A 17,092-nucleotide genomic window follows, 5' to 3' on the forward strand; every position below is an offset into this window, starting at 1 on the left:
CCGGGATCCGGGTGGCTCACAGCTTGCCGCCCCGCCCGCCCTCGCGCCGTGCCGGTGCGATGAGCGTCGACAGATAGGGCAGCGGCGCCCCGTCCAGCTCGGCGGCGGGCCGCACGGACTCCTCCGCCAGCCCCAGCGCCGAGCCCCATACGGCGTCGTCGAGCCGCCCGGTCTCCCGCAGCGCCTCGGCGACCTCGGCCGCCTGCCGGCCGAACTTGTAGGCGACGACCGTCCCCGGCCCGTTCAGCGCGTCCTTGAGCACAGCGGCCCCGGCGGTCACCGGCACCAGCGTCAGCGGCTCGGTGCCCTCCGTCAGCACGGCACCCGACCGGGCCGCGAGGTCCTGCATGGCGGTGATGCCCGGCACGGTCTCCACGACGGTGCCCGGCACGAGTTCGCCGACGGTCTGCGCGAGATACGTGAAGGTCGAGTACACGTTGGGGTCGCCGATGGTCGCGAAGGCGACGGATCCGTGGGCCCGCAGCAGCGCGGCCACCCGTTCCCCCGCCGCGTCCCACGCCGCCTCCCGGCGCCCCCGGTCGGTGCGCTCGTTCAGCGCGAACACGACCCGGACGACCTTCTCGGCGGGCACGTAGTGCAGCACGGTCGCCTCGGCTCTTCCCCGCTCCCCGGTGTCCATCACGGGAACGACGACGACCTCGGCGGCGCGCAGCGCGTTCACGCCCTTGACGGTCACCAGCTCCGGGTCCCCGGGCCCGACCCCCACCCCGATCAGCCTGCTGCTCATGACGTCCGGCACCTCTCCACGAACCGACGGGCGACACCGGGCGCGGACGCCCAGTGCGTGTGCAGATAGCTCGCGTGCACACCGCGCTCCACAAATCCCTCGACGCGCCGCTCGGGCGCCCGCATCCCCCACGCCGGCGCCGCCCCGGCCCCCGGCTCCACGACCGTCCGGTGGAACTCGTGCCCCCGCATCCGCGTCCCCGCGACGGCCAGCGCACTGTCGCTCACGGCCACGGCGTCCCGGTAGCCCAGGGTGAGCCGCTCGGACATCCGCGCGGAGGCGTCGAGCACCCCGCACATGGGCAGCCCGTCCAACTCCCGGCACAGGTACAGCAGCCCGGCACACTCGGCGGCGACGGGAGCACCGCTCAGCGCGAGTTCGGCGACGCTCTTGCGCAGTCCCTCGTTGGCCGACAGCTCGGCGGCGTACACCTCGGGAAACCCCCCGCCGATGACCAGCCCACGGGTCCCGTCGGGCAGTTCCTCGTCCCGCAGGGGATCGAACGTGACGACCTCGGCCCCGGCGGCGGCGAGCAGTTCGGCGTGCTCGGCGTAGGAGAACGTGAACGCGGCTCCACCGGCGACGGCCACCCTCACACCCGGGCCGGCAATCTCCAGCCCGTCCGGCGTTTGAGGACGAGGCCCGTTCAGGACCGAAAGCGGGGGCCCGGGAGCGGCAGCCCCCGAGGTCGATGGGGGTCCCCCCGCTCGAGCGCAGCCGAGAGTGGGGGAGGGAAGGGGCGGCGGGGGCGAGGAGGCCGAGGCCTCAGCCGCATCCCAGGCCGCACAGGGCAACGCACCGGCACCACGCGCGAGCCCGGCCAACGCCTCCAGGTCACACCCGCCGGCCACCTGCGCCGCCATCGCCGCAACCGCCTCCACCGCCGAAGCCCGCCGCTCGGCGACCGGCACCAGCCCCAGATGCCGGGACGGCACATCCACCTGCGGCGCCCGCCGCAGCACCCCCAGCACCGGCACCCCGACGGAGTCCACCGCCTCCCGCAGCAGCGCCTCGTGCCGGTCCGACCCGACCTTGTTGAGGATCACGCCCCCGATCCGCACCTCCGGATCGAAGGACACGAACCCGTGCACCAGCGCCGCCACCGACCGCGACTGCGACGACGCGTCCACGACCAGCACCACCGGCGCCCGCAACAGCTTGGCGACCTGCGCGGTGGACGCGAGTTCGCCCTCGCCCGCCGCCCCGTCGTACAGCCCCATCACACCCTCGACCACGGCGATGTCGCACCCGCGCGCCCCGTGCAGGAACAGCGGCCCGACCAGCTCGGGCCCGCACAGATAGGCGTCGAGGTTGCGACCCACCCGCCCGGTGGCGAGCGCGTGGTACCCGGGGTCGATGTAGTCGGGCCCGACCTTGTGCGGGGACACGGCGAGGCCCCGCGCGGTCAGCGCGGCCATCAGCCCGGTGGCCACGGTGGTCTTGCCACTGCCCGAGGAGGGCGCGGCGACGACCAGACGGGGGACGGAGGAGGTCACCACTCGATGCCCCTCTGCCCCTTCTGCCCGGCGTCCATCGGGTGCTTCACCTTGGACATGTCGGTGACGAGGTCCGCGAACCCCACCAGCTTCTCCGGCGCGTTCCGCCCGGTGATCACGACGTGCTGCGTCCCCGGCCGGTCCCGGAGCACGGAGACGACCTCGTCGGTGTCGACCCACCCCCAGTGCATCGGGTAGGCGAACTCGTCCAGCACGTACAGCTTGTACGTCTCGGCGGCGAGGTCCCGCTTCACCTGCTCCCAGCCCTCCCGGGCCTTCTCCTCGTTGTCCATCTGGGCGTCCCGCTGGACCCAGGACCAGCCCTCGCCCATCTTGTGCCAGTCGACGGACCCGCCCTCACCGCTGGCGCCGAGCACCCGCAGGGCGTTCTCCTCGCCGACCTTCCACTTCGCCGACTTGACGAACTGGAACACCCCGATGGGCCATCCCTGGTTCCAGGCCCGCAGCGCCAGCCCGAAGGCGGCGGTGGACTTGCCCTTCCCCACGCCCGTGTGCACGACGACCAGCGGACGATTACGCCGCTGACGGGTCGTCAGTCCGTCGTCCGGCACGACACTCGGCTGCCCCTGCGGCATTACGCGGCCCTCCTGCTCGCCTGTACGTCCTTCACCAGCCCGGCAATCGCATCCGCCCGCAGCTCGTCCAACGTCACCGCCGTACCGCCCAGCTCCTCCGCGAGCCGCCCGGCGAGCCCCAGCCGCACCGGCCCCGTCTCGCAGTCCACGACCACGGAGGCGGTGCCCTCGGCCGCGAACAGCCGCGCGGCACGCCCCGCGAGCACGACCGGTTCCGGGCCACCGGTGGCCCGTCCGTCCGTCACCACCACGACCAGCGGCCGCCGCGCCGGGTCCCGCAGCCGTTCCACCCGCAGCACCTCGTGCGCCTTCAGCAGCCCGGCCGCGAGCGGCGTACGGCCACCGGTCGGCAGCGACTCCAGCCGCGCGGCCGCCGCGTCCACCGACGAGGTCGGCGGCAGGGCGACATCGGCGGCCGAACCCCGGAAGGTCACCAGCCCCACCTTGTCCCGCCGCTGGTAGGCGTCCAGCAGCAGCGACAGCACGGCACCCTTCACCGCGCTCATCCGCTGCCGCGCCGCCATCGACCCGGAGGCGTCCACGACGAACAGCACGAGATTGCCCTCACGCCCCTCGCGCGTCGCCTGCCGCAGATCGTCCCGGCGCACCACCAGCCCGGGTCCGCTGCGCCCCCGCGCCCGCTGGTACGGGGCGGCGGCCTGCACGGTGGCCGCGAGGTGCAGCTTGGTCAGCGCCCCCCGGGGCCGCCGGGCCCCGGTGGTCCGCCCGTGCTCGGTCCGCGCCCGCGATCGCCGCCCGGCGGCACCCTCGCCCAGCCCGGGCACGCTCAGCACCTTCGTGCGGAACGGCTCGGCGGCCCGCACGGGGGACTGCTCGCCGGCGCCGCCGGACGGCTGCGGCTCCCCGCCCTCCCCGGCCTCGGGCCGCGCGGCGGTGTCACCGTCGCCCCGGGGCGCGTCGTCGGGCTCCGGCTGTCCACCGGGACCGCCGCCGGGACCCGGGTCCGGATCGTCGTCGCCGTCGCCCTCGTCCTGCCCGCCGAACTCCTCCAGCGTCTCGTCGAGCTTGTCCTCGTCCAGCCCCGGCGCGTCGAAGGGGTTGCGCCGCCGCCGGTGGGGGAGGGCCAGCAGCGCGGCCTGCCGCACGTCCTCCGCCAGCACCTCGGTCCGCCCGGCCCAGGCGGCCAGCGCGGTCGCCGTGCGCGCCATCACGATGTCGGCGCGCATGCCGTCCACCTCGAAGGCCGCACAGGTCGCCGCGATCTGCCGCAGCGCCCCGTCGCCGAGCCGCACCGACGGGAGCAACGCCCGCGCGGCCACGATCCGGGCCCGTACGGCGGCCTCCTCGTCGGCCCAGCGCGCGGCGAACGCGGCCGGATCGTCGTCGTACGCCAGCCTGCGCCGCACGACCTCCACCCGCACGTCGGGCTCGCGCGAGGCGGCGACCTCGACGGTGAGCCCGAACCGGTCGAGCAACTGCGGCCGCAGCTCGCCCTCTTCGGGGTTCATCGTGCCGACGAGCAGGAACTTCGAGGCGTGCCGCACCGACACCCCCTCGCGCTCGACGTACGAGGCGCCCATCGCGGCGGCGTCCAGCAGCAGGTCGACCAGGTGGTCGTGGAGCAGGTTGACCTCGTCGACGTAGAGGATCCCGCGGTGCGCGTCGGCCAGCAGGCCGGGCTCGAAGGCCTTCACGCCCTCCGACAGCGCCCGCTCGATGTCCAGCGCGCCGACGAGCCGGTCCTCGGAGGCGCCGACGGGCAGCTCCACCATCCGCGCCGGGCGGGACCCGGAGGCCCCCGTCCCGTGCGGCCCGTCCGGGCACGCGGGGTCGGGAGAGTGCGGATCGCAGGAGAACCGGCAGCCGGAGACGACCTCCACCTCCGGCATCAGCGCGGACAGGGCACGCACCGCCGTCGACTTGGCGGTGCCCTTCTCGCCGCGCACCAGCACGCCGCCGACCGCCGGGGACACGGCGTTCAGCAGCAGCGCGAGGCGCAGGTCGTCCTGGCCGACGACGGCCGTGAACGGGAACGGGACACTCACTTGTCGTCACCCTCCAAGTCGCCTTCGAGCTCCAGATAGGTGGCGCGCAGCCGCTCCAGCGTCTCCGCGTCCGGCTCCGCCCACAGCCCCCGGTCGGCGGCCTCCAGCAGCCGCTCGGTGATGCCGCGCAGCGCCCAGGGGTTGGACTTCTTCATGAAGTCCTGGTTCTCCGCGTCGAACACGTACTCGGCGCTGAGCTTCTCGTACATCCAGTCGTCCACGACCCCGGCCGTGGCGTCGTAGCCGAAGAGGTAGTCCACGGTGGCCGCCATCTCGAAGGCGCCCTTGTAGCCGTGCCGCCGCATCGCCGCCATCCAGCGCGGGTTGACCACGCGGGCGCGGAAGACGCGGTGGGTCTCCTCGCCCAGCGTCCGGGTCTTCACCTGGTCGGGGGTGGCCGAATCACCGACGTACGCCTCGGGGGAGGCGCCCGTGAGGTGCCGGACCATGGCGACCATGCCGCCGTGGTACTGGAAGTAGTCGTCGGCGTCCACGAGGTCGTGCTCGCGGGTGTCGACGTTCTTCGCCGCCACCGCGATCCGCCGGAACGCCGTCTCCATGTCCCCGCGCGCCGCCCGCCCGTCGAGGCCGCGGCCGTAGGCGTAACCGCCCCACACCGCGTACACCTCGGCGAGGTCCGCGTCGGAGCGCCAGTTGCGGGCGTCGATCAGCGGCAGCAGACCGGCTCCGTACGCGCCCGGCTTGGAGCCGAAGATGCGTGCCGTGGCCCGGCGCCGGTCGCCGTGCTCGGCGGTGTCCGCGTCGGCGTGGGCGCGGACGAAGTTCTGCGAGGCGGGCTCGTCCAGCTCCGCCACCGCCCGCACCGCGTCGTCGATCAGCCCGACGACGTGCGGGAACGCGTCCCGGAAGAACCCGGAGATGCGCACCGTGACGTCCACGCGCGGCCGGCCCAGCTCGGCCAGGGGCACGATCTCGAAGCCGGTGACCCGGCGCGAGGCGTCGTCCCACACCGGACGGCAGCCCAGCAGAGCCAGGATCTCGGCGATGTCGTCGCCCTGGGTGCGCATCGCGGACGTGCCCCACACCGTGAGGCCGACGGACTTCGGGTACTCGCCGGTGTCGCTCAGGTACCGCTGGATCAGCGAGTCCGCCAGGGACTGGCCGACCTCCCAGCTCAGCCGGGACGGGATCGCCTTCGGGTCGACGGAGTAGAAGTTCCGGCCGGTCGGCAGGACGTTGACCAGTCCGCGGGTCGGCGAGCCGGACGGTCCCGCCGGGACGTAACCGCCGTCCAGCGCCCGCAGGATGTGACCGATCTCGTCCGTCGTCCGGGCGAGCCGCGGCACGACCTCCCGGCAGGCGAACTCCAGCACGGCGACCGCGTCGGGCAGTGCGGTGCCCAGCACCTCCCGCACCAGACCCGGTACGGCCGTGACGTCCCAGTCCCGGGACTCCATCCCCTCCGCGAACCGCCGGCACAGCTGCTCCAGCAGGTCGATCGCGTCGGACGCGGTGCGTGCCGGACCCTCCACCAGCTCCGTCAGCTCCACCGCCACCTTCACCGGGGCGCCCGGCTCGGCCAGCAGCTCCTTCTCGACCAGCCCGAAGTGCGCGGCCAGCGCGGCCCGCAGACCCGGCAGCGCGTTCGCCTGTCCGCCCCACACCTGTGAGGCGCGCAGCACCGCCAGCACCAGGTTGACGCGCGGCTCGCCGACCGGGCCGCCACCCAGGACGTGCAGGCCGTCGCGGATCTGCACGTCCTTGATCTCGCACAGATAGCCGTCGATGTGCATGACGAACTCGTCGAACGCGTCGTCGTCCGGCTGGTCGTCCACATGCAGGTCGTGGTGGAGCTCGGCCGCCTTGACCAGCGTCCAGATCTGCGCCCGGACCGTGGGCGCCTTCGCCGGGTCCAGGTCGGAGACGAGCGCGTACTCGTCGAGCAGCTGCTCCAGCTTGGCCAGGTCGCCGTAGGTGTCGGCGCGGGCCATCGGCGGGACCAGGTGGTCGACCACCGTGGCGTGCCCGCGCCGCTTGGCCTGGGTGCCCTCGCCGGGGTCGTTGACGATGAACGGGTAGATCAGCGGCAGATCGCCCAGCACCGCGTCCGGCGCGCAGCCGCCGCTCAGCCCGAGGCCCTTGCCGGGCAGCCACTCCATGGTGCCGTGCTTGCCCATGTGCACGATCGCGTCGGCGCCGAAACTGTTCTCCAGCCACCGGTACGCCGCCATGTAGTGGTGGGACGGCGGCATGTCGGGGTCGTGGTAGATCGCGATCGGGTTCTCCCCGAAGCCGCGCGGCGGCTGGATCATGACGACGACGTTCCCGAACTGGAGGGAGGCCAGCACGATGTCGTCCCCGTCGACGTACAGCGAGCCCGGCGGCTCGCCCCACGCCTCGGTCATCGCGTCCCGCAGCTGCGGGTCCAGCTTCTCGAACCAGGCCCGGTAGTCGGCCAGCGGCACCCGCGCGGGCGCCGCGGCCAGCTGGTCCTCCGTCAGCCACTCGACGTCGTGACCGCCGGCCTCGATCAGCCGGTGGATCAGCTCGTCGCCGCCGGACGGGTAGTCGGTGAGCGAGTACCCCGCGTCCCGCAGCGCGTCCAGCACCCGGACCGCGGACGCCGGGGTGTCGAGCCCCACCGCGTTGCCCACCCGGGAGTGCTTGGTCGGGTACGCGGTGAAGACGAGCGCGAGCTTCTTGCCGGCGTTCGGCTTGTGCCTGAGGGCCGCGTGCCGCACGGCGATCCCGGCGACCCGCCCGGCCCGCCCGGGGTCGGCCACGTACACCGGTACGTCGTCGGGGCCCTGCTCCTTGAAGGAGAACGGCACCGTGATCAGGCGGCCGTCGAACTCCGGGATCGCGACCTGCATCGCCGCGTCCATCGGGGAGAGCGCGGCGTCCGACGCCTCCCAGGCGGCCCGGGACGAGGTCAGGCAGAGCCCCTGCAGCACCGGGACGTTCAGGTCGGCCAGCGCACCGATGTCCCACGCCTCCTCGTCGCCGCCCGCCGACGCCTGCGAGGCGTGTGTGCCGCCCGCGGCGAGGACGGTGGCGACCAGGGCGTCGGCCCGGCCCAGCAGCTCGTACAGCGCGGGGTCCGCGCCGCGCAGCGAACCGCAGTACACGGGCAGCGCGTTGGCGCCGCGCGCCTCGATCGCGTCGCACAGCGTGTCCACGAACGCGGTGTTGCCGCTGAGCTGGTGGGCCCGGTAGAAGAGCACGCCGACCGTCGGGCGGCCCTCCACGAAGGACCGGGAGCCGTGGACGCCGTACTCCGGCATCTTCCGGGGCTCGTCGAAGCCCTCGCCGGTCAGCAGCACCGTGTCCGACAGGAACCCGGCGAGCTGTGTGAGGTTGTCCGGGCCGCCCTCGACCAGATAGCGCAGCGCCTCGGCCACCACGCCGGCCGGCACCGACGACTCGGCCATCAGCTCCGCGTCCGGCACGCTCTCGCCGCCGAGCAGCACGGTCGGGATCCCGGACGCCTTCAGCGCGGCGAGCCCGTCCTCCCAGGCCCGCTTGCCACCGAGCAGGCGTACGACGGCGATGTCGGCGCCCTCGACCAGCCCCGGCAGGTCCTCCCGGACGTCGACCCGGGTCGGGTTGCCGATCCGGTAGGCGGCGTCCGACGCACGGGCCGCCAGGAGATCCGTGTCGGCGGTCGACAACAACAACACTGTGCTCATGCGGGCGCTCCCGGTGGAATGAAGGGCAGTCCTTGTGGCGCGCCGGACTCGATGAGCCGCCACAGCGCGTCCGTGTCCGCGTGCTGTTCGATCAGGTCGCCGAGCCGGTCGAGCTGCTCCTCGCGCAGCGCGGCGAACGAGGTGTCGGGGGCCGGCACGAAGCGGCGGCCCGCGGCGGCGGCCACCTCGCGCAGGAACGCCCGCCGGAAGCCGTCCGACTCCAGCGAGCCGTGCCAGTGCGTGCCCCAGGTCTGGCCGACCCGGCAGCCGTCCAAGAAGGGGGCGCCGCCCGTCACTTCGGCGACCCCGTGGTGGATCTCGTACCCCTCGACGCGCTCGCCGAGGGCCTCGCCGACGGGCCGGGTGAGGGTCTTCTCGCGGGCGAACCGCACCCGCACGGGCAGCAGTCCGAGCCCGTCCACGTGCCCGGCGCGGGACTCGACCTCGTCCTCGATGTGCTCGCCGAGGAGCTGGAAGCCACCGCAGACGCCGAGCACGGGCCGGCCCTCGGCGGCCCGGCGCGCGATCGCCTCCGCGAGCCCCCGCTCCCGCAGCCACTCCAACGCCCGTACCGTCCCGCGCGTCCCCGGCACGATCACCAGGTCGGCGTCGGCCAGCTCCTCCGGTCGGTCCACGAACCGCACCACGACACCGGGTTCGGCGGCCAGCGCGTCCACGTCCGTGAAGTTGGACATCAGCGGGACCGCGCAGACGGCGACCCGCAGCACGTCCTCGCCGACCGGCGGCGCGACCACGGACTCCCGCACCGTCCCGCGCAGCGAGACCTGCAGCCCGTCCTCCTCGTCGATGCCGAGCCCGTGCCGGAAGGGCAGCACGCCGTACGTCCGCCGCCCGGTGAGGTCCCGGAGCATGTCGATGCCGGGCTCCAGCAGCGACACGTCGCCCCGGAACTTGTTGACGAGGAACCCGGCGACCAGCGCCTGGTCCTCGGGCGACAGCAGCGCCACCGTGCCGAAGAACGACGCGAAGACGCCCCCGCGGTCGATGTCGCCGACGACGAGGACCGGGAGCCCGGCGCCCCGGGCGATCCCCATGTTCACGATGTCCGTCCGGCGCAGGTTGATCTCGGCCGGACTGCCCGCCCCCTCGCAGATCACCGCGTCGTACGTGCCCCGCAGCTCGGCCAGGCAGTCGAGCACCGTGCCGAGCAACTGCCGCTGCCGCCCGCCGTGGTAGCCGCGGGCGCTCATCTCCCCGACCGGCCTGCCGAGCAGCACGACCTGGCTGCTCTGCTCGCCGCCCGGCTTGAGCAGCACCGGGTTCATCAGCGCGGTCGGCTCGACGCGGCACGCCTGCGCCTGCATGGCCTGGGCCCGCCCGATCTCGGCGCCCTCGCGGGTGACGAAGGAGTTGAGCGACATGTTCTGCGCCTTGAAGGGCGCTACCTTGACGCCCCGGCGCACCAGCCAGCGGCAGATCCCGGCGGTCACGACGCTCTTGCCGGCGTCGGAGGTGGTGCCGGCGACGAGGAGGCCACCGTTCATGACGTACGTCCCTTCCTGCTGACCCCGCGGACGAGCAGCCGCGCGCCCGCGCACACGCCCAGCGCCAGCCAGCCCACGCGCCGGGACAGCCGTACGGCCCGCTCGATGTCGCCGGATCCGGCCCGGACGGCGCGTCCCGCCGCCCCGTTGAGCACCGGCCGGTGTTCGACCCGGCCGCCGTACGAGAGCGTCCCGCCGAGCCGCACGCCCAGGGCGCCCGCGAAGGACGCCTCCACGGGCCCGGCGTTGGGGCTCGGATGCCGCGCGGCGTCGGCACGCCAGGCCCGCACGGCGCCCCGGGGGTCGCCGCCGGCCACGGTGGTCAGCACGGCGGTCAGGCGGGCGCCCGGCCAGCCCGCGAGGTCGTCGAGGCGGGCCGAGGCCCAGCCGTAGCGGCGGTACCTGGGGGACTTGTGGCCGACCATGGCGTCCAGCGTGTTCACGGCCCGGAAGCCGAGCAGCCCCGGCACTCCGGCCACGGCGCCCCACACCAGGGCGCCGACGACCGCGTCGGAGGTGTTCTCGGCGACGGACTCCACGACGGCCCGGGCGATCCCGTCGGCGTCCAGCGCCTGCGGGTCCCGCCCGCACAGGTGCGGCAGCCGGGCCCGGGCCGCCTCGACGTCCCCGGCCTCCAGCGCCCGCCCGACGGCGCGGGCCTCCAGGGCAAGCGAGGACCCGCCCACGACGGCCCAGGTGGCGGCGCCGGTCAGCGCGACGGAGGCGGCGGGGGAGCGGCGTACGGCGCGGGCGGCGGCGGTCCCGAGGACGACGGCGCCACCGGCGCACACGGCGGTGTGCAGCACCCCCCAGCCCCGGTGGTCACGCCACAGCACCCGTTCCACGGCGCCCGCGGCACGGCCGAACGCGGCGACCGGGTGTCCGCGGCGCGGATCGCCGAGGAGGAGGTCGCCGAGAAGGCCGGCGGCGGCGCCGTACGCGAAGACGCGTTCGGCGCGCACGGCTCAGCCGGCCGTGGGAAGGGACAGCGGAAGTGCGTCTCTGGTGAGCCCGGAACGGCAGCCGCGCATGGCGATATGTCCTCACTCAGGGTGTCCACGCCCTGGTTCGACGAAATCGGCGGTGAGAGTTCCTGGCTCGCGGGGCCGTACCTGCGTACTGCCCCGGTGACAGTGGCGGGACCGCGCCGGACTCGCACCGGCTTCCTCTCCTGCCGCCGTAATGGCTCCGGCAGTCCACCACGGCCCGCGAACACCCGTCAACTTGCTGTTGACCTGCAGCGGGGGAGTGTGCGAAGGCCCACACACGGGTGGTGTGCGCCGGCACGGAAAAAGCAGCGGGGCGTGGGACGGTGGAGTCCGTCCCACGCCCCGCGCACGGTGTGCGCCTGCCGGTCAGGCGACGATCAGATAGATCCCGTACGCCACCGCCGCCGCGCAGGCCGCGAAGCAGGCGTAGGCACCGGTGACCGCGAGCACCGCGGAACCGCCCTGGGCGGTGGCCCGCTCCTGGCGGGAGAGGCCGACGATGCCGAGGGTGAACAGGGCCACCAGAGCCACGGTGGCCACGAGGCTGACCCCGAAGACGGAGCCGAGGGCTGCCCAGTCGATTGTCATGGCGGTTCTCTTCCTTCGTACCCGGACGCGGGCTCAGACGGTGGTGGCGGCCGACGGGGTCTTGGTGTCCACGCCGGCGGGCGGGGCCGCGACGGTGGCGGTGAGCTCCTCGCTCACGCCCGCCGGGGGCGGGGTCACGGCGGCGATCGCCGTGGTCACCACGCCGGCCGGCTCGGGCTCCGGCGCGTCGCCGCCGTTGACGTTGGTGTGGTCGATGACCTCGCGCCGGGAGATCCGCCAGATCGCGAAGCTGGAGGCGACCAGGAAGACCGCGACGAGCGCCGTGCCCCAGTCCCCGAAGCCGCAGACCCACTCGGCGAGCGCGGCGACCAGGGCCGCGGCCGGCAGGGTCAGGCCCCAGGCGACGAACATGCGGGTGGCCGTGGACCAGCGGACCACGCCGCCCTTGCGGCCGAGGCCCGCGCCCATGACCGAGCCGGAGACCGAGTGCGTGGTGGAGAGGGAGAAGCCGAGGTGGGAGGAGGCCAGGATGACCGTCGCGGCGCTGGTCTGGGCGGCGAAGCCCTGCTGCGGCTGGAGGTCGGTCAGGCCCTTGCCCATGGTGCGGATGATGCGCCAGCCGCCGAGGTAGGTGCCGAGGGCGATGGCCAGGCCCGCGGACAGGATGACCCAGACGGGCGGGTTCGCGCCGGGGGCGAGGGCGCCGCCGGCGATCAGGGCGAGGGTGATGATGCCCATCGTCTTCTGGGCGTCGTTGGTGCCGTGGGCGAGCGAGACCAGGCCGGCCGAGGCGATCTGCCCGGCACGGTAGCCCTTCTCCGCGGCCTTGCCGTCGGCCTTGCGGCCGAGCGAGTACGTCAGCCGGGAGGCGAGCATCGCCGCGACGCCCGCGACGATCGGGGCGGCGACGGCCGGCAGGAGCACCTTGGTGACGAGCACGTCGCCGTGCACGGCGCCGATGCCCGCCGAGGCCACGGCGGCGCCGATCAGACCGCCCATGAGGGCGTGCGAAGAGCTGGACGGAAGCCCGACCAGCCAGGTCAGCAGGTTCCAGAGGATCGCGCCGACCAACGCGGCGAAGATGACCTCGGGACGGATGCCGGTCTCGTCGACGAGACCCTTGGAGATCGTGTTGGCGACCTCCACCGAGAGGAAGGCGCCCACAAGGTTCAGCACGGCGGACATGGCCACCGCGACCTTGGGTTTGAGTGCACCGGTCGAAATGGTCGTTGCCATCGCGTTCGCGGTGTCGTGGAAACCGTTCGTGAAATCGAACGCGAGTGCGGTTACCACCACAATCGCGAGGATCAGCGAGAAGCTTTCCATTTACCCAGGCAATCGTTCGAGGTCATTGGCGCGTCGAACGTAGGTAACCAGAGTGAACGGAAGATGAACTGGACCGGGCGTCATGGTGACCGGAAACGGGGTCGTGACCTCCGTGAACGCCTGCGCTGCGTGCCCGCGCCGACGCTCTCCGGAGACGTGCCTGGCAGGATCGCCGCGGGGCGCCGGACCGCGGCGCGGCGAGGGGCGTGCGCGACGCCCGGCGGGAGGCGTGAACTGTGACGGAATCGCGGGTCGGACGGGTATCCGCAGGAGAGTCCGAGGCCTGGGAGGCGCTCGTCGCCACGGCCCGGCGGACGGTGTCCGACGGGCTCGTGGTCGGCACCTCCGGCAACGTCTCGGTACGGATCGGCGACACGGTACTGATCACCCCTTCGGGTATGCCCTACGACCGTTTGGCCCCCGGCGACGTCACCGGCGTCGACCTCGACGGCCGACAGGTGCTCGGCACCCTGGTCCCCACCAGCGAACTGCCCATGCACCTCGCCGTGTACCGCACCACCGACGCCCGCGCCGTCGTCCACACCCACGCCGTGCACGCCACGGCGGTCTCGCTGCTCGTCCCCGAGCTCCCGCCGGTCCACTACATGGCCGCCGCGCTCGGCGGCCCCGTCAGGGTCGCCCCCTACGCGACCTACGGCACCGACGAACTCGCCCGCCACATGCTGGCCGCCCTCACCGACCGCACCGGCTGCCTCCTGCGCAACCACGGCACGATCACCTACGGCACCACCCTCGACCAGGCCTACGACCGCACCGCCCAGCTCGAGTGGATGTGCCGCCTGTGGCTGACCGCCTCCTCGGTGCCCGGCCACACCCCGAACCTGCTGACCCCGGCCCAGCTGGACGAGGCGTCGGAACGCCTGCGCGGCTACGGCCAGCCGACCTGACGGGCCCTGCCGGGCGGCTGTCCGTCGTCACGCCGAGTGAACCTGCGCCCCGGAGGGCGGGGCGCCCGGCGGCGGACCCCTCGCCGGGACCGTACGGGCGGTTGCGGAGGCGACCCGGACGAGCGGCTTCCGCTGCGGCGGTGCCAGGTCCGGATGCGGGTGCTCGGCGGCTGCGGGCCGCGGGGTGTGCGCCGCCCGTCGCGCCGGGCCGGAGGTGCCGGCGCCCGCCGCTCGGCCAGGGAGGCGTCCGCCGCCCGGCTGGGACGCGGCGGTGGGCGTCCTGCGGGGCCGGCGGGCGGGTGCGTGTGCACGGTGCGGTGTGTGGCGTCCGTCCTGGGCCGGGGGGCGTCCGCTGCTCGGCGACGCCGCGGCGGGGTGTTCCGTCGGACCCGCGGTCGGCGGTGCCGTGCCGGAGCCGGGGCGGCGATCGGTCGCCGCCGGACGAGGCGGGGCCGGGGGTTACGGGGCGGGTTCGGGGGTACCGGCAGTCGAGCCGGCCCATGGCCCGGGCCCGGCCGGGCGTCGTCACTCCGTGTCGTCCGCCCGCTGGCCGCCCACGGACTCCACCGGGAGACTGGCCCCATGCGCACTGTCACAGCAACGGCCGCCGCAGTCACCGCAGCCCTGGCGGCGGCCGGCGCAGCGAGCGTCGCCGCCGGCCGACTGGCCAGCGACGCCGCGCTCAAGGCGCCCCCCGGCCGGCCCCTGCCCACCGAACCCCGCCTCACCGTGCACGGGACCGCCGCCGGGCAGATCACCCTCACCCGGGACCTCGCCGCGCTGCGCCCCGGCCGCTACGGCCTCGCGGGCGACGCGTCCCACGCGGTCGTCGGCCCGGTCCTGAGCACCGCCCAGCACGGCGCCGACACCGTCGTACGCCGCCTCGAGAGCGTCACCCACGGCACCTTCGACACCGGCGACCGGGCCTGGCTCACCCCCAACCTGTACGTCGGCACCCCCGGCACCGCCCTCGGCCTGGACTACACCGACGTCGACGTCCCCGGCGAACTCGGCTCCCTCCCGGCCTGGTTCGTGCCCGGCGCCCGCCCCACCTGGGTCATCGCCGTGCACGGCCTCGGCATCACCCGGGAACACGCCCTGAACCTCATGGCCCCCCTGCACGACCGGAACGTCCCGGTGCTCGCCCTCGCCTACCGCGGCGACGCCGGCGCCCCGCCCTCTCCCGACGGACTGCACCACTTCGGTGAGACCGAGTGGCACGACCTGGACGCCGCCGTCCACTACGCCCTCGACCACGGCGCCCGCCAGATCGTCCTGCTCGGCTGGTCCACCGGCGCCACCATGGCCCTGCGCACCGCCGCGCACTCCGCCGCCCGCGACCGCATCGCGGGGCTCGTCCTGGACTCCCCGGTGCTCAGCTGGGAGACCACCCTGCGCGCCCTGGCCGCCGCCCGCCGCACACCCGGCGTGCTGCTGCCGCTCGCGGTCCGCGCCGCGCAGGGCCGCGCCGGACTGCACGCCGACGGCGCCGCCGCCCAGGCCGGCCGCGAGGCCCTCACGGTGCCGACCCTCGTCTTCCACGGCCCCGACGACACGGTCGCCCCCTGGCGGCTCACCCGCCGCTTCGCGGACGCCCACTCCCGGCTGGTCTCCCTCCACACCGTCCGGGACGCCCCGCACGGCGCCATGTGGAACGCCGACCCCGACTCCTACCTGGAGACTTTGCGGCGCTTCCTGACCCCCCTCGTGTGACCCCGGCGGGGCCCCGCCCCGCCGCGCGCCGCTCAGGTTCCGTTCAGGGCCGTGCCGATGGCCGGTTCTCCCTCCCGGGCCGCCTGCTCAGGCCCCGCGGCGGCCCTGTCCGCCGCCGCCCCGGGCATTCCGTTTGGGTTTTCGGACCGTCAACCGGAAGACTGCACCCGTGACGTCCCGTATCCCGCGCGACTCCAGGCTTCGACTCGTCCGTCCGCGACCCCTGGCCGCCGCCCCCAGAGCGATGAACCAGCGCCGCCCGCACCGCGCCGCACCGCGCCCCCCGGAGGGCACACCGGCCCGGTCGGAACTGGCCCGAATGGCGCGCTCCGGCCTGGCCGGCGCCGCCCGCATCGCCCGCTGGGCCGACGCCGCCCTCGGCCCCGGCCGCGGCAGCGCCACCGCCGACGGCAAGGCCACCCTGTCCGACGCGACCGCCGAGCACGCGGCCCGCGAGCTGGGTCTGACCGTGGCCGAGGTCCGTGCCCACTGGGACACCGCCCGCCTCGCCGGGCTGGTCGAGGTGCACGGCGGCACCGCCCGGCCCGGCTGGCGCCTGCGCGCCTGGAACCGCGACGACAGCGCGGTCCTGCGCGGCTGGGTCGCCCTCTTCGACGCATGGTCGCTCGCCCACCCCGAGCCCGACGGCCACGAGCCGGCCGCCGTCGCCGAGGTCGTCTCCGCCATGCCCCAGGTGCTGTCCTTCCTCCAGCTGTCCGCCGGGCCCGTCCCGGTCGAACAGCTCCTGGACCTGCTGGAGCAGCGCGTCACCGAACTGCGCACCGAGCGCTGCGAGGTCCCCTACGGCCCCCGGCTCGAACCGGGAACCCCCGACGCCCCGCAGCCGGAACGGACCACGGACGGCGCCCCGCTCGCCCCGCTCCTCGACTGGGCGCTGCACGCCCTGGCCTCCGTCGGCGCCCTCACCTGCGGCGACGGCCACGCCACCCTCACCCCGCTGGGCAGCTGGGCGGTCTGGGTCAAGCTGGAGCAGATCTGCGTGGCCGCGCAGAGCCCCGCCGGGAACATCGAGCAGTCGGCCGAGGACATGCTCCGCGGCTGCGGCCGGCTCCGGCCGAACGCGGCCCGCGCCGAGTACCGCGCCTGGCTCGCCGCCCGCCCCGTCGGCAGCGCCGTCACCGAGCTGCTCGCCGCCGCCCGCGGCGAGGACGCCCTGCTGCGCGGCCACGCCTTCGAGGCGCTGCGCGTCGTCGGCGCCCCCGCCGAGCCCGACGTCCGAGCCGTGCTCGACGAGCCCACGCTGCGTCCCTACGCCCTGCTGTGGCTGGCCGAGCACGACGGCGCCGACCCCGAGGACGCCCACGAGGTCCTCACCCGGCAGGAGGCCACCTGGCTGTGGGTGGACACCGCCGCCGCGGTCGCCGACCACGGCGAGGCGCCGCTGCTGGTCCGGCATCTGGAGTCCGCCGTGCAGCCCACCGTCCCGGCCCTCCTCGACGAGGTCCGCGCCGTCGGGCACCCGCGCACCGTGCAGGTCCTGGTCGCCCTCGCGGCCGCCCACCCCGACCCGGCTCTGGCCAAGGCCGTGCGCCGGGCCGCGTTCCAGGTGCACACGGGAGGCAGCTGAACGAGGCGTCCTGGCGCG

The 17,092-nt window shown here is 74.7% G+C and carries 12 protein-coding genes and 1 riboswitch; of the genes, 3 read left to right on the plus strand and 9 right to left on the minus strand.

The genetic code is table 11. The features are described 5' to 3' along the window. Positions 1–16: 16 nt before the first annotated feature. The 9 genes from cobI to IEZ05_RS03610 all read right to left on the minus strand — a co-directional run bounded on the left by cobI (position 17) and on the right by IEZ05_RS03610 (position 12,865). Positions 17–748, minus strand: a complete 732-nt coding sequence (cobI, locus tag IEZ05_RS03570) for a precorrin-2 C(20)-methyltransferase (RefSeq protein WP_189228473.1) — start codon at positions 746–748, stop codon at positions 17–19. Next, positions 745–2,244, minus strand: a complete 1,500-nt coding sequence (locus IEZ05_RS03575; RefSeq protein ID WP_373298721.1) for a cobyrinate a,c-diamide synthase — start codon at positions 2,242–2,244, stop codon at positions 745–747. The genes cobI and IEZ05_RS03575 overlap by 4 nt, the downstream gene beginning before the upstream one ends. After that, the gene (cobO, locus tag IEZ05_RS03580) at positions 2,241–2,840 is read right to left on the minus strand and encodes a cob(I)yrinic acid a,c-diamide adenosyltransferase (protein ID WP_189228475.1); all 600 of its coding nucleotides are present in this window, start codon (positions 2,838–2,840) and stop codon (positions 2,241–2,243) included. The genes IEZ05_RS03575 and cobO overlap by 4 nt, the downstream gene beginning before the upstream one ends. Continuing rightward, positions 2,840–4,846 (minus strand): putative cobaltochelatase, encoded by a 2,007-nt coding sequence (locus IEZ05_RS03585; protein ID WP_189228476.1) that lies wholly within the window; start codon positions 4,844–4,846, stop codon positions 2,840–2,842. The genes cobO and IEZ05_RS03585 overlap by 1 nt, the downstream gene beginning before the upstream one ends. After that, on the minus strand, positions 4,843–8,496 hold the full coding sequence (cobN, locus tag IEZ05_RS03590) for a cobaltochelatase subunit CobN (protein WP_189228477.1): 3,654 nt from the start codon (positions 8,494–8,496) through the stop codon (positions 4,843–4,845). Before cobN ends, IEZ05_RS03585 begins: the two co-directional genes overlap by 4 nt. Beyond that, the gene (locus tag IEZ05_RS03595; protein ID WP_189228478.1) at positions 8,493–10,001 is read right to left on the minus strand and encodes a cobyric acid synthase; all 1,509 of its coding nucleotides are present in this window, start codon (positions 9,999–10,001) and stop codon (positions 8,493–8,495) included. Before IEZ05_RS03595 ends, cobN begins: the two co-directional genes overlap by 4 nt. Beyond that, positions 9,998–10,963, minus strand: a complete 966-nt coding sequence (locus IEZ05_RS03600; protein ID WP_189228479.1) for a cobalamin biosynthesis protein — start codon at positions 10,961–10,963, stop codon at positions 9,998–10,000. The genes IEZ05_RS03595 and IEZ05_RS03600 overlap by 4 nt, the downstream gene beginning before the upstream one ends. Before the next feature lie 106 nt (positions 10,964–11,069). After that, a riboswitch (cobalamin riboswitch) is annotated at positions 11,070–11,217 on the minus strand. A gap of 139 nt (positions 11,218–11,356) precedes the next feature. Then, positions 11,357–11,578, minus strand: coding sequence for a hypothetical protein (locus tag IEZ05_RS03605; protein WP_189228480.1), 222 nt, complete (start codon positions 11,576–11,578; stop codon positions 11,357–11,359). Positions 11,579–11,611: 33 nt separating this feature from the next. Further along, positions 11,612–12,865: an inorganic phosphate transporter gene (locus tag IEZ05_RS03610; RefSeq protein WP_189228481.1), complete on the minus strand. Its 1,254-nt coding sequence runs from the start codon at positions 12,863–12,865 to the stop codon at positions 11,612–11,614. 236 nt (positions 12,866–13,101) lie between these two features. On the opposite strand from IEZ05_RS03610, the gene IEZ05_RS03615 reads away from it, so the two are divergent. The 3 genes from IEZ05_RS03615 to IEZ05_RS03625 all read left to right on the plus strand — a co-directional run bounded on the left by IEZ05_RS03615 (position 13,102) and on the right by IEZ05_RS03625 (position 17,074). Next, positions 13,102–13,773, plus strand: a complete 672-nt coding sequence (locus tag IEZ05_RS03615) for a class II aldolase/adducin family protein (RefSeq protein WP_189228482.1) — start codon at positions 13,102–13,104, stop codon at positions 13,771–13,773. A gap of 582 nt (positions 13,774–14,355) precedes the next feature. Continuing rightward, positions 14,356–15,486, plus strand: coding sequence for an alpha/beta hydrolase family protein (locus tag IEZ05_RS03620; RefSeq protein ID WP_189228483.1), 1,131 nt, complete (start codon positions 14,356–14,358; stop codon positions 15,484–15,486). Positions 15,487–15,655: 169 nt separating this feature from the next. Continuing rightward, complete coding sequence (locus IEZ05_RS03625; protein ID WP_229869560.1) at positions 15,656–17,074, plus strand: hypothetical protein; 1,419 nt, start codon at positions 15,656–15,658, stop codon at positions 17,072–17,074. Positions 17,075–17,092 lie beyond the last annotated feature (18 nt).

Source organism: Streptomyces flaveolus, assembly GCF_014648815.1.
Classification (GTDB): domain Bacteria; phylum Actinomycetota; class Actinomycetes; order Streptomycetales; family Streptomycetaceae; genus Streptomyces; species Streptomyces flaveolus.

Excerpts from the sequence above, each read along its gene's own strand:
- cobI (WP_189228473.1), bottom strand. The coding sequence starts at position 748 with ATGAGCAGCAGGCTGATCGGGGTGGGGGTCGGGCCCGGGGACCCGGAG.
- cobO (WP_189228475.1), bottom strand. The coding sequence starts at position 2,840 with ATGCCGCAGGGGCAGCCGAGTGTCGTGCCGGACGACGGACTGACGACC.
- cobN (WP_189228477.1), bottom strand. The coding sequence starts at position 8,496 with ATGAGCACAGTGTTGTTGTTGTCGACCGCCGACACGGATCTCCTGGCG.
- IEZ05_RS03595 (WP_189228478.1), bottom strand. The coding sequence starts at position 10,001 with ATGAACGGTGGCCTCCTCGTCGCCGGCACCACCTCCGACGCCGGCAAG.
- IEZ05_RS03605 (WP_189228480.1), bottom strand. The coding sequence starts at position 11,578 with ATGACAATCGACTGGGCAGCCCTCGGCTCCGTCTTCGGGGTCAGCCTC.
- IEZ05_RS03610 (WP_189228481.1), bottom strand. The coding sequence starts at position 12,865 with ATGGAAAGCTTCTCGCTGATCCTCGCGATTGTGGTGGTAACCGCACTC.
- IEZ05_RS03620 (WP_189228483.1), top strand. The coding sequence starts at position 14,356 with ATGCGCACTGTCACAGCAACGGCCGCCGCAGTCACCGCAGCCCTGGCG.